11 protein-coding genes are annotated in these 13,395 nt (G+C 46.7%); 10 read left to right on the forward strand and 1 reads right to left on the reverse strand.

What is annotated here, in order from left to right; genetic code table 11:
* Positions 1-2 precede the first annotated feature (2 nt).
* The 10 genes from alaS (at position 3) to PAEAM_RS22780 (ending at position 12,172) form a co-directional block, all read left to right on the forward strand.
* On the forward strand, positions 3-2,633 hold the full coding sequence (gene alaS, locus PAEAM_RS22735; RefSeq protein ID WP_100529256.1) for an alanine--tRNA ligase: 2,631 nt from the start codon (positions 3-5) through the stop codon (positions 2,631-2,633).
* Positions 2,634-2,875: 242 nt separating this feature from the next.
* Complete coding sequence (locus PAEAM_RS22740) at positions 2,876-3,136, forward strand: IreB family regulatory phosphoprotein (protein ID WP_036616950.1); 261 nt, start codon at positions 2,876-2,878, stop codon at positions 3,134-3,136.
* A 128-nt stretch (positions 3,137-3,264) separates the two neighbouring features.
* Complete coding sequence (gene ruvX / locus PAEAM_RS22745) at positions 3,265-3,681, forward strand: Holliday junction resolvase RuvX (RefSeq protein ID WP_036616953.1); 417 nt, start codon at positions 3,265-3,267, stop codon at positions 3,679-3,681.
* A gap of 12 nt (positions 3,682-3,693) precedes the next feature.
* A complete protein-coding gene (locus tag PAEAM_RS22750; RefSeq protein ID WP_017686820.1) occupies positions 3,694-3,993 on the forward strand; it encodes a DUF1292 domain-containing protein in 300 nt (99 codons plus the stop codon).
* On the forward strand, positions 3,994-4,308 hold the full coding sequence (locus PAEAM_RS22755; protein WP_047844066.1) for a DUF1292 domain-containing protein: 315 nt from the start codon (positions 3,994-3,996) through the stop codon (positions 4,306-4,308). It begins immediately after the preceding gene.
* 76 nt (positions 4,309-4,384) lie between these two features.
* Entirely contained in the window at positions 4,385-5,425 is a 1,041-nt protein-coding gene (gene mltG, locus PAEAM_RS22760; RefSeq protein ID WP_243391439.1) for an endolytic transglycosylase MltG, read from the forward strand.
* Positions 5,426-5,439: 14 nt separating this feature from the next.
* Positions 5,440-6,369: a peptidase U32 family protein gene (locus PAEAM_RS22765; protein ID WP_100529070.1), complete on the forward strand. Its 930-nt coding sequence runs from the start codon at positions 5,440-5,442 to the stop codon at positions 6,367-6,369.
* Positions 6,370-6,386: 17 nt separating this feature from the next.
* Positions 6,387-7,715, forward strand: coding sequence for a peptidase U32 family protein (locus PAEAM_RS22770; RefSeq protein WP_100529071.1), 1,329 nt, complete (start codon positions 6,387-6,389; stop codon positions 7,713-7,715).
* Between the two features lie 234 nt (positions 7,716-7,949).
* Positions 7,950-10,238 (forward strand): methyl-accepting chemotaxis protein, encoded by a 2,289-nt coding sequence (locus PAEAM_RS22775; RefSeq protein ID WP_481856128.1) that lies wholly within the window; start codon positions 7,950-7,952, stop codon positions 10,236-10,238.
* Positions 10,239-10,423: 185 nt separating this feature from the next.
* Positions 10,424-12,172 (forward strand): peptidoglycan D,D-transpeptidase FtsI family protein, encoded by a 1,749-nt coding sequence (locus PAEAM_RS22780; RefSeq protein WP_347707903.1) that lies wholly within the window; start codon positions 10,424-10,426, stop codon positions 12,170-12,172.
* On the opposite strand, the gene PAEAM_RS22785 is transcribed toward PAEAM_RS22780, so the two are convergent.
* Positions 12,151-13,347 carry an AI-2E family transporter gene (locus PAEAM_RS22785; RefSeq protein WP_100529074.1) on the reverse strand — a complete coding sequence of 399 codons (1,197 nt, stop codon included), beginning with the start codon at positions 13,345-13,347 and terminating at the stop codon, positions 12,151-12,153. The genes PAEAM_RS22780 and PAEAM_RS22785 overlap by 22 nt on opposite strands.
* Positions 13,348-13,395: the final 48 nt, after the last annotated feature.

Raw genomic sequence — 13,395 nt, forward strand, 5'->3', positions numbered from 1 at the left:
GTATGAAAGCCAGTGAAATCCGGTCCAAATGGATAGAGTTTTTTGCAAGTAAAGGTCACAAAATCGAGCCGAGCGCATCGCTCGTACCTCACAACGATCCTTCTCTTTTGTGGATCAATGCAGGTATGGCACCGCTCAAACCATATTTTGACGGACGTGAGAAGCCGGAGAACCCGCGTCTAGCGAACTCCCAAAAATGTATCCGTACCAATGATATCGAGAATGTTGGTAAAACGCGTCGTCACCATACGTTCTTCGAAATGCTCGGCAACTTCTCTATTGGAGATTACTTCAAGGAAGAGACGGTTACTTGGGCGTGGGAATTCTTGACCAGCAAAGAGTGGATCGGATTCGATCCGGAACGCCTGTCCGTAACGGTATATCCGGAAGATGAAGAAGCTTTCAAACTGTGGAACGAAAAAGTAGGACTGCCTGCTGAGCGTATCATTAAATTGGATGAAAACTTCTGGGATATCGGCGAAGGCCCATGTGGACCTTGTACCGAGATCTTCTATGACCGCGGCGAAGCTTACGGAAACGACATGAGTGATCCTGAAATGTATCCAGGTGGGGAAAACGAACGTTACCTGGAAGTATGGAATCTGGTATTCTCCCAGTTCAACCATAACAAGGACGGCAGCTACACACCGCTTCCTAACAAAAACATTGATACAGGTGCAGGTTTGGAGCGTTTTGCTTCCATTCTGCAAAATGTGGATTCCAACTTCGACACAGACCTGTTCCAACCGATGATTCAAAGAACAGCCGCTCTTGCGGGTGTGAAATATAACGACAGCGTAGAGATTGATGTTGCATTGAAAGTCATTGCCGATCATATCCGTACGGTTGCTTTTGCAGTAGGTGATGGCGTTCTGCCAAGTAATGAAGGACGTGGATATGTCATCCGTCGCTTGCTTCGCCGTGCAGTTCGTTATGGAAAAGTGCTTGGGCTTGACCGTCCATTCCTGTATGAATTGACAACAACCGTTGGTGAAGTGATGGGCATGTACTACCCTGAGGTAGTAGACAAACAGGAGTTCATCGCCAAAGTAATCAAAACCGAGGAAGAGCGTTTCCACGAAACACTCACAGATGGTCTGGCTATTCTGGCTGATATCAGCGGCACAGCCAAATCCGAAGGACGCACGGTTATTAGCGGCCCTGAAGCTTTCAAGCTGTATGATACGTACGGTTTCCCGTTTGACCTGACAGAAGATTATGCTGCAGAGCATGGACTGACTGTGGATCGTGAAGGATTTGATGCTTCCATGCAGAAACAACGTGAGCTTGGACGTGCTGGGCGTCAAGAGAACGAGAGCATGAAAGTTCAAGGCGGACCACTTGCTGATCTGGAGGTTAAAAGCGAGTTTGTTGGTTATACTGACCTGTTGACGGAAGCAAAAGTGGTAGCCATCGTAGCTGGTGATGCCCTTGTTGAATCTGTAGGCGAAGGACAGACGTGTCAGGTTGTTCTGGACAAGACTCCGTTCTACGCGGAAAGTGGCGGTCAAGTGAGTGATCAGGGCTTGCTGCGAGGTGCTGGTGTATCAGCGAAAGTACAAGGTTTGTTCAAAGCTCCACTTGGACAACATGTACATCTGGTGACTGTGGAGTCTGGTGAACTGCGTGTAGGCGATGTGATCAATGCCGAAGTAGACTCAGCGAAACGTGGCGACATTATCAAAAACCATACGGCTACCCACTTGCTGCACAAGGCACTCAAAGATGTGCTCGGAACACACGTAAACCAGGCAGGATCGCTCGTAGAGCCACAACGTCTGCGGTTTGACTTCTCTCACTTCGGTAGTATTACGCCGGAAGAGTTGACAGAGATTGAACGTCAGGTGAATGAACAGATCTGGAATCGTCTGAACGTGAACATCGAGCTGAAAGCTATTGATGAAGCTAAAGAAATGGGTGCAATGGCCCTGTTTGGCGAAAAATATGGAGATATTGTACGTGTTGTTCAAGTCGGAGACTACAGTTTGGAACTTTGTGGCGGCTGTCACGTAAATAATACTTCAGAGATTGGAATCTTCAAACTGGTGAGCGAGAGCGGAATTGGCTCCGGCGTACGCCGGATCGAAGCTGTAACTGGCCGCGGCGGATATCTGTATGTGGAAAGCCAGTTGGAACTGCTTAAACAATCAGCAGCACTGCTCAAAGCAAATGTGGCTGATGTACCTAAACGGATTGAAGGTCTGAACCAACAACTGAAAGAAGCAGCCAGAGAGACTGAATCCCTGCAAAGCAAGCTGAGTGCCATGGAAGCGGGTCAATTGACCGATCAAGTGGTACAAGCAGGAAATACACAATTGCTGGCAGCGCGCGTAGATGCTCCGAACATGGATGCGCTGCGTACAGTGGCAGATGAGTTGAAAGTAAAATTGCCTAACGCGGTACTCGTATTGGGTGCTCCAGCGGACGGCAAAGTGAATTTTGTTGTGGCAGTACCTGCTGAACAAGTAAAACAAGGATTACACGCAGGCAAAATCGTCAAAGAAGTCGCAGCAGTATGCGGCGGCGGTGGCGGTGGACGTCCAGATATGGCGCAAGCCGGAGGTAAGGATGCTACCAAGCTGGATGAAGCGCTGAAACTGGCGGTTTCGCTGGTTAGCGGGCATAATGCATAAATCCATTGAGTGGCTTTCAATCGTCAAAAAATAAATCGAAATGGTTCTGTTCGTTTATTTTTTGTACCCGAGAGCGTGTGGAATCGAATGATGCAATATGCTGAAGCCAGTAAAGGACAAGCAAAAAACACAATTGCCTGATCCTTTGTTTACTTGTGGCAGTCAGAATATGTTATTATATAAACAGAAATCAATTCGGCAGGACATGGTCCCCATGTTCATGCAGGAGCGAGGTGTCATCAATGGACTCCATGGATAAGACGGTTAAATTTAATGTGAAAGGTGACGAACAGGAAGCATCATCCAAAGAGATTCTTCTCACGGTATATGATGCATTGGTCGATAAGGAGTATAATCCGATCAACCAGATTGTTGGGTATCTGATTTCTGGAGACCCGGCATACATTCCTCGTCACAACAACGCACGTAGTCTGGTCCGTAAAAAGGAGCGCGATGAGCTGATTGAAGAGCTTGTACGTTCCTATCTGGCCAATCACCGGTAATGTACGCCGCTTCCGCTGTGTTGCAGCCTTGCAGGCAGCGGGAAATGAACCGACAGAAGACAGCCTGAAGCTTGAGAAGGCGATTATGTGTAATCGACCTGAGCAGGCCCCAGGATGGGAGAGCATGGATGAAAATATTAGGTTTGGACTATGGGGACCGAAGAATCGGAGTTGCCGCGAGTGACGCCTTCGGTTGGACTGCCCAGGGATTGGAAGTGCTAGAACGCCGCCGTGATGAAGGCGAGTTCGCTCGGATTGCCGAACTTGTGCGTGAGCATGAGATTAGTGAGATCGTAGTCGGACTTCCCAAAAACATGAACGGCACCGTAGGACCGCGCGGTGAGATATGCATTGCTTTTGCCGATCGCCTGCGGGATGAACTGAATTTACCTGTTCACCTTTGGGATGAACGGCTGACAACCATGGCAGCAGAACGTACGCTGATTGAAGCGGATGTCAGTCGGAAAAAACGCAAACAGGTTGTGGACAAAATGGCCGCAAGCTTGATTTTGCAAAATTATTTGGATGCCAATAGTAGAAGGTGAGGGGGATCAACAATGGCTGAAGATCAACTGGGTATGGAAGAAGAAGCGGAAATTATTTACATTGCGGATGACGAGGGTAATGAAGAGGAATTCGAAGTCATCATGAAGTTTGAAGTAGATGGTTCGGAGGCCAAGTACATGATGGTTGCTCCGGTTGAACCTGAAGATGGCGAAACGGATGTATATGCATTCCGTTATGAAGAAGAGGGCGACGATATTAAACTTTTCGTCATCCAAGATGATGCCGAATGGGATATCGTCGAGGAGACGTTTAATACATTTCTTGCTGAAGATGAAGAGGAAGCGAACTAAATGACGGAATATAGCCGCAAAGACCTGAAATGGACAGATTCACTGCGTCTGGCATTCGGTGCTCATGTTGAGCTCGAGGAAGAGAACGGTAAATCACAACCGTATGACTTGTTGGCTGAGTTCGAAGTGAACGGTCAACAGTACGCGGTGCTCCGCAGTTCGTTGCGACCTTATGACGAGGTTGAACTTCTGCGGGTATCACCTGGAAGTGAAGACCAGATCATGCCAGAGTTAGTTACGATCGACGATGACGATGAGTGGGAGAACATCTCGGAACTGTATGATGAGTGTACACTCCCCATTGACGAAGATTAAATCAGCTTCAAATTGAAGAAACCGGGAGGGCGGAGAAGTCCGCTCTTTTTGGTTGTGTAAAGGAGTTGTTTCTTTTTTGAAAGGGAAAGCAATTGTAGTCATACTGCTTATCATTGTAGTTCTTGTCGGAGGCGCAGGCGGTTACGTGTGGAGTATGATGCGTCCTGTGGAAGCTTCTACAGAACCGGTCGTATTCGAGATTAAGAGCGGATCGGGAACTTCGAAAATCGCGGATCAGCTTCAAGAAGAAGGCCTCATCCGCAGCGGGTTAACCTTCAAAGGGTATTTAAAGTGGAAGAAACTAGGTTCTAATTTCATGGCGGGTACATATTCAATGAATCCTGGCGTGACATATGATGAGATTGTTAGCAAGCTGAGTAGTGGTGAAGTTGTACCGGAGGAAATGGTGAAATTTACGATTCCGGAGGGTTATAACGTTCTGCAAATGGCGGGTAAGCTTTCTTATGAGCATGTTGTAGATCGGGATGAATTCATCAAGCTGGCTAATGATCCTTCGGCCTTTGATGTAGATATCATCAAAGATATTCCAGTGGATGAAGAACTTCGCTACGTATTGGAAGGGTATCTATTCCCGGAGACCTACGAGCTGAAAAAGGGAAGTTCCACGCATGATGTGATGCAACGGATGCTGGAAGAATTCCAGACCAAGATTAATTCCATTCCTGATTTGGAAGCCAAGCTCCAGGAAAAGAACCTTTCCCTGCATGAACTGCTGACGATTGCGTCACTCGTGGAGAAAGAAGTTGTAGTGGACGAGGAACGTGCTCTGGTTGCAGGTGTAATCTACAATCGGATCAATCAGGATATGAAGCTGGAGATTGATGCTACCGTGCAATATCTGCTCGACAGACCGAAGGAACGATTGTTTTTCAAGGACCTAAAGGTGAAAAGTCCCTATAATACGTACCTGAACAAAGGCTTGCCACCAGGTCCAATTGCCAGTCCAAGTCTTCCGTCCATTGAGGCAGCGCTAAATCCGGAAGCTTCGGAGTATCTGTTCTATGTGACAAAAAAGGATGGCTCGTCTGGACATCTATTTGCCAAAACGTATAAGGAACACCAGCAAAATATAGCCAAAAGTAAGGCTGCGCAATAAGCGGAGGGGATTATATGAGTAAGAAACATGAACTGCTCGTTACAGCAGCGAATGTGAAAGAGGCAGAGGTGCTGCTCCAGGCTGGAGCAGATGCTCTGGTCATTGGAGATGATCGATTCGGCATGCGTCTTCCAGGCAGCTTTAGCGTGGAAGAGACAGCAGAGGTGGTTGCCATTGCAGCCAAACATCAGGCGCGTGTGTATGTATCCATGACTAATCTGATGTCCAACGAACTGTTGAAAGAATTGCCTGAATATGTTCAAGCACTTGGCAGAATCGGTATTGATGGTGTGGAGTTTAATGATCCATCCGTGCTGGCTACCATGAAGGAATACGCGCCACATGTGAAGTTGCACTGGAATGCGGAGATGACTTCAACGAACTATGCGACGGCCAACTATTGGGGAACCAAGGGAGCTAGTCGTGTTGTGCTTGCCCGTGAGTTGAATATGGACGAGTTGACGGAAATGGTCCCTTTTCTGAAGGTGGAAGCTCAGGTTCAGGTGCATGGTATGACGAATATTTATCATTCCAAGCGCAGTCTGGTACAAAGTTACATGGCTCATCAAGGGCGGCCGGTTGAGGGAGATCTGGGCAAAGAACGGGGATTGTTCCTGATCGAGGCTGAACGCCGGGATGAGAAATTCCCGATCTACGAGGATATTAACGGTACACACATTATGAGCTCAGAGGATATATGTATCCTCGAAGACCTTCATCTGTTGATGGAGGCTGGTGTGCACAGTTTCAAAATTGAAGGTATGTTAAAATCACTCACCTACAATGAAGCTGTTGTACGTGCATATCGGACAGCGATTGACAGTTATGTAGCCGATGCTGATGCATATGCTTTCTCTGAAGAGTGGCTCGCTGAGGTGCGCAAGTTACAGGACCCTGAACGTGAATTGTCGTTTGGATTTTTCTATAAAGAACAAGTGTATTAATAGACGAGGTGAACAGAATGGAAACAGTGGCGGTACAGCGGAAGTTTTCGGGTAAACGTAACCGTCTGGACAAACCGGAGCTGCTAGCTCCGGCGGGTAATCTGGAAAAACTGAAATTTGCGATCCATTACGGTGCAGATGCCGTATATATCGGTGGACAAGCCTATGGACTGCGTTCCAACGCGGATAACTTCAGCTTTGAAGAGATGCGTGAAGGTGTGGAGTTTGCCAAAAAGTATGGAGCCAAAGTGTTCGTAGCGACGAATATCTATGCACATAATGAGGATGTTGAGGGTATCGAAACGTATCTGCAAAACCTCTATAATGCGGGAATCTCTGCGATCATCGTAGCCGATCCGGCTATTATTGAAGTAGCGCTTCGTGCTGTGCCAGGCCTTGAGGTACATCTAAGTACTCAACAATCCACACTCAACTGGCAAGCCGTGAAGTTCTGGAAAGATGAAGGACTTCCACGTGTTGTTCTCGGACGTGAGACCAGCTTTGAAGAGATTGAAGAGATCAAGGCCAATGTGGATATCGAAATTGAAGCCTTTATTCATGGGGCGATGTGTTCCTCGTATTCCGGACGTTGTGTGCTCTCCAATCACTTTACGGATCGGGACTCCAACCGGGGCGGCTGTTGCCAGTCTTGCCGCTGGAAGTATGATCTGTTCGAGGATGCGAGAGAAGATACGGTGTGGGTCAGCGAAGAGGACATGCAGATGAAGGCACCTGCACCATTCAAACTGGGTGAGAACCAGCTTCCCCTGTTCGAGGAACAGGATAATTCATTCTCCATGGGATCTAAGGATCTGTGCATGATTGGCCATATTCCCGAGTTGATTGATGTGGGTGTGGACAGTTTCAAGATCGAAGGACGTATGAAATCGATCCACTACGTGGCAACCGTGGTTAACGTATACCGTCAAGCCATTGACGCCTATATGGCAGACCCGGAAAATTATGTTCTGAAACCTGAATGGGTTGAAGAAATGAACAAAGCGGCAAATCGCCCGCTGAATACCGGATTTTTCTATGATACACCAGACCATGAAGATCATATCTATGAACCGGAAGAAAAGGCTGTACCTTTTGACTTCGCTGGATTGGTCATGGGGTATGATGCTGAAACAGGAATGGCAACCATTCAACAGCGCAATCACTTCAAACCAGGACAGGAAATCGAATTTTTCGGTCCGGGAGGTCACTTTTTCAAACAGGTCGTCGGTGAAATACAGGATGAAGAAGGCAATGTTCTAGATGCTGCTCGTCACCCGTTGCAACTGATTAAAATGAAGGTGGATCAACCGGTTTCGTACTTCGATATGATGAGAAAAAAGAAGTAGGCTCAAATACCTACAATGTGTCAATATTGTATTATGATTTAACAACATAGTGTTATGAAATTTACATGGGGACCTCCGTTTATCGGCAGATGGGGGTCTTTTTTTTATAGAAAAATAGGAATAAAGTTGTAAAATATTTCTGGAAAGTGAAAGGGGAACGAAGAAAGCTGTCGAATACTACATATTTATAGGGGAGAGAAAGAAAAATCCAACAAGTAAATAACTGGCAGGTGAATGGGAATGGTTCAAAAGAAGCAGAAAGACAGTGGGGAGCAAGTGATAAAATCCGAGCAGGTTAACCCTGAGCAGGTTCAGAAAGTGAAGAAAGAAAAAGTAGGTAAAAGTAAAATTACAGGGAATGGGAAAAAATTACTTAAGTTTGACCGTAGTAAATTGAAGCTGGGCTGGATCAAGACCGATTGGGTAAAAAAACAATTAAAAAACCGGGATTGGAAAAACCTTGGAGGGTCTTCTTTCAAACAAATTAGGAAGGCAAATCCGGTCAAATCCGTAGGGGTTAAACTGTTCTTGATCTTTTTTGCGGGGATCATGATTTTTGTAGTGAGTTTAGGTCTATTATCCTATTCAAAAGCCAAGGGTACGATAGAGAAAAATGCCTCGCGTGCCAATCAGGAGACCATTGATCAGACCAAGCAAAAAATGGACATCATTTTGGAGAGGTTTGTCGATACATCCACACAGATTTTCTTTGATCCGGAAATGCAGTCCTTGCTACAAAAAATGTCAGATACGAATTTGACTGCGTATGATACATTCGTGAACTCAAGTTCAATCAACAAGCAACTGTCCAATGTTGCATTTACAAATAAATCTATGGAAGCGATTTATTTGGTACCTACGGACGATACAAAGTCCATTATGGGTACCGGCAGCAACAGTTCATCCATGGGCAGCATTCGCCAGGAAGCATGGTACAGTGAGTTAATTGAGGCGGGCGGTTATCGCTGGCTTCCAACAGAGGTCAAGGAAGATGGCTCAACGCCAACGTTTAAAATTGCACGTTCCATGAAAAACTTGCAGGGGACGACTCAGTCGTATGTTCTGGTTATTGAACTGAAACTGGAAGTTTTGGAGGAACAATTGAAATCGCTTGATCTGGGGCCAGGAGCTATTCTTCAACTAATTGCTCCGGATAACAAAGTGGTTGCATCCTCCATCTCGGATCGTACAGGACAAGATACAGAGCTTGCATTTGTCAAAGAGTTGACCGAACCAGCAGGTAGTACGAATACGGAGTATACGGTAGATGGCAAATCTACGGAAATGCTGGCTGTATACAGTACGATGGATACATCCAATTGGAAACTGGTTGGTATGATACCTACCTCTGTTTTGGTTCAGGACGCAAAAGGCATTCTGACTCTGACCCTGTGGATGGCGCTGATTGATGCGGGGATTGCAGTATTGATTGGGATCTGGATGGTGCGTATGATCGCTCGTCCACTTGGCAAATTGAAAGACCTGATGCAGGAAGGTGCGAAAGGTAATCTTAAAGTTCGTACACCATATAGCTCCCAGGATGAAATTGGTCAGCTCTCGACTGCCTTCAATCTGATGATGGAGCAGATTACTAAGCTGGTTGAACAAACCAATCGTTCTGCACAGGAAGTATTGGATACGGCCTCTGAGCTGAGCAGTGCATCCAAGAAAACGGCTGTATCTGCTTCGGAGATCGCAGTAGCTACAGAAGAGATCGCAGGCGGTGCAGGCAGTTTGGCAACCGAAGCGGAGCGTGGCAATGAATTAACTGACAATATCTCTCGTCAGATGCAGAGTGTAATCGCTGCTAATGAACAGATGGGTGATTCTGCTCGTCATGTAGAGAAGTCCAGTCAGACAGGAACACAACATCTGAATCAGTTGATGACCAAAACCCAGAAGACAGAAGAAATGATTGGTGCACTGGTGAATAAGGTTGATTCGCTGAAAGAGAGCACTTCCTCTGTTCTGAAAGTGCTTGAAGTGCTGCAAAACATAACGAAACAGACAAATATCCTTTCCTTGAATGCAACCATTGAAGCAGCACGTGCCGGTGCAGCCGGACGCGGATTCATGGTGGTTGCTGATGAGGTTCGTCAGCTCGCGGCTCAATCCAGACAATCCATTGAGATGGTTGGAGAGATTACAGACAAAATCATGACTGAAATGAATGAGACCGTGGATGCTTTGTCGGCAGCCTATCCGTTATTCAAAGAACAGATGGATGCGGTTAAAGACACCAACGTCATCTTTGCTTCCGTACAGGAACAGATGGGTGCCTTTGTGGAACGTCTGGGCATGGTGACAGGTTCTATTGGAGATTTGAACAAATCTCAAGGTACGTTGTCTGAAGCCATGAGCAATGTCAGCGCTGTAGCTGAAGAATCTTCTGCAACGTCCCAAGAAGTAGCTTCCTTGAGCAGTGAACAGCAAAATATCAGTAACCAGCTGGTCAATCTGTCTGGCAAACTGGAGAATGTTTCTACTGAACTGAAAGAAACTTTGTCACGCTTTACGGTGTAACAAGCCAAGGTTGAAATGAGGAGAACCTGTCCCGCACATGGGACAGGTTTTCTTTTTGTTTACCGGATAATTCCAAGCCATATCAGCAATAATATGTCAAAACGACAAAAGGTGAGATTGGGATGCATCTCCTTGCGAAACGGCGAATCTATATAACTTGTATTCTTCTAACTCTTGTCTTTGGATTGCTTATATTACGATTGGGATGGGTTCAGATCGTTCAGGTGAATCAGACGATGCCTGGATTTCACCGAACGGTACGTGAAATGTCTGTATTGCAGCGTGAACGCGGGGTGATACTTGACCCGGGGCGGGGACAATTTACGGATTACAAGGGTGAGGCGTTGACCGGTAAGCTGCAATGGGGACTGGTTCTTTTTCCAAAGGCAAGTCCATTAGAGAAATTACGCAAGGATGGGGCATTAGAAGGCTCCGAGATGATACAGTTGGCAGCTATATTACATACCGATCCGGATCAATTGAAGAAGGAATGGAATCAGGAAAGTATACCTCATTTCTGGACAGCAGGTACACATCAGCCTGTTCATTTGAACGCTGCTCAGGTGGAGCGTCTACGCAGTTTGCACCTGCAAGGAGCTGGCATCTATCCGATGATGACAAGATACCTTCAGGGGCATACAGGAATGCAGTGGATGGGTTATCTGGCTGAACAGCCTGAGTCCTCCAAAGTTCTAACAGGGCATCAGGATGAAGTAAAACAGCCATTTGCCATGAAATCAGGGGCAGCGGGACTGGAGAGGACACTTGAACCGCTGTTAAGGGGAATTGGCCCTACGCTTGTATCACGCATGGTCTCGGGTGGTGGGGAGATTATCCCTGATATTCAGCCGCACGTCATTGCACCGGCCAATAGCCATTATCCTTTACGTGTAGAAACCACTGTGGATGCTGAGTTACAGCGAGGGTTGGAGGAGTTGACGCAAGAATCTAAATTACAAGAAGGGGCCATTGTTGTGTTAGATGCCGCTAACGCAGATGTTCGCGCCATGATCTCCCGTCCTTTCTATCAGCCACAACATGTGGACCCCAAGCAATCGGCCTGGGGGAATCGTGCAGTACAGGGAGCCGTACCGGGTTCTATTTTCAAAATTGTCACTGCGGCTGCCGCATTGGAGTATCATGCGGTTTCTAACGGAGAAGAATTCCATTGCGGTGGTGAGTATGGAAGATATGGGTTGTCTTGCTGGAAGGAGCATGGGCATGGAGACCTGAATCTGGAGCAAGCATTCGCTGAGTCTTGTAACATCGTATTTGCGGAAACGGCACGCAGGCTTAGTATGGGACAACTGGAGAATACGGCTGATCGTCTGGGACTCGCGCGTCCGATTGGCTGGGAGGGGAAGCAGATGGCAGGAATGCCTGTGTTACGACACTTTGATCATGAGGATCACGGGCGTGTGAGAACAGAGGCTGTTTCTTCTGCTGATGAAGGTGCAAAAATACAGACAGCAATTGGCCAGCGCGATGTCTTGGTCACACCGCTGCAAGCTGCCAATCTGATCGTTACACTGTTACATGATGGAAAGGTTAGTGCCCCGCGTCTCGTTAAGCGGATTCGATATGCGGATGGTGGCACCATGCTGGAGATGCCCTTGCATGATTCACCTTCAGCATCAGGACAGATTGCTCCCGCAACAGCGCATAAACTGTTATCCTGGATGAATAAGGTAGTCCGTGAGGGAACAGGAAAATCCCTGCAGCGTGCACGGTGGCATGTTGCAGGGAAATCAGGTACAGCTCAAGTACAGAAACATGGGGAGAAGCGAAACAATCAATGGTTCATTGGTTATGGACCGGTAGAACAACCCAAATATGCTGTAGCTGTTCTTGTTCAAAATGTCTCTCCTGACAGCCAACATCAGGCGACGGCTCTCTTCAGGAAGGTGATGGATTATTTGGCGGAGTCCTCATGATCCTTCGCAGGAACGGGACGGTGTACAGTAGACTCGGCAGAATTCGCTGAGGCCTTATTAACGGGTGGGTCCATGACTAATGGAGAGGACTCAAATTCATCTTTTGGCAGGTGAATCCACTTTTGCAAGTATCCTTGTTGTAACAGTTCTTTCAGAAGGATCAGAAGCACTGGAGATAACACTACGCCAGCCAGGCCAAAGATCGAAAGAGAGATCAGCATAAACGAAAGCATCAAGTACGCCGAGGATACACCAATCGAGTTACCCGATATTTTCGGTTCCAGCAACTGCCGTGTCAGCATCGTTACTGCCAGAATCACAATCAGGCCAATCGCAAGGCTACTATTGCCAATAATGAATAAGTAGACGATCCATGGAATAAACACAACAGGAACGCCAAGCAAGGGTACCAGATCAAAAACCGCACAGACTGCTGCAATGGTAAAGGCGTTAGAGGTTCCCAAAATCAACAAACCTGCATAAATCAATACAAACGTAATGAGCATCATGATCATCTGTGCCTTCAGATACGAGCGGATTGTTTTGAACACGTGATTACGCATGAATTCAATAGCTAACTTTAATGTTTTGGGCGTTTTCGCACGGGCGAACTTGCGCCAGGACTCAATCTCGATACTGAGGAAAAATGCCAGAATAATCGCAATTCCGAAGTTCGTAATAAACGAAGAGAATGAACTGAGGAAACCTACGACGAATTGCGCTCCGCTAGTTACCCATTTGGACAGGAACCCGGTCAGTGTTGCAAAATAATCATTCGCTTTTTCCATAACTCCATCAGGGAGAGCGTCTGACTTGTCCTGAATGAATAACACCAGATTGGTGAATTCACGCTGTATCATTTCAATGTATACGGGAAAATTATCTTGAAGATTGGAAATCTGTGAAATGATAATCAAGCCTACCCCAAAAAAGGCAGCGACAATTAATGCAAGAAACAACAAGACGGAGATGGCGGCTCCAAGTGTCTTGGGCAATCCTTTGCGATGTAAAAATTTGGCCAGCGGTTCAATCATCCAATACACAATGAATGATAGAAAGACCGGTGCAGCCACATGGTACAATTGACTGAAACCGTACATGATCACATACACGGTTAATACGAGCAATGCGATGTCAAAGACAGTTCGCCCGTATTTTTTGTAAAGCGGTAGCATGGACATGGCTCCTTTGATGGCAATAATTAGATTGTATTTATTGTACAC

Origin of the sequence: Paenibacillus sp. GM1FR, from assembly GCF_002803315.1 — a bacterium.
Lineage (GTDB): Bacteria > Bacillota > Bacilli > Paenibacillales > Paenibacillaceae > Paenibacillus > Paenibacillus amylolyticus.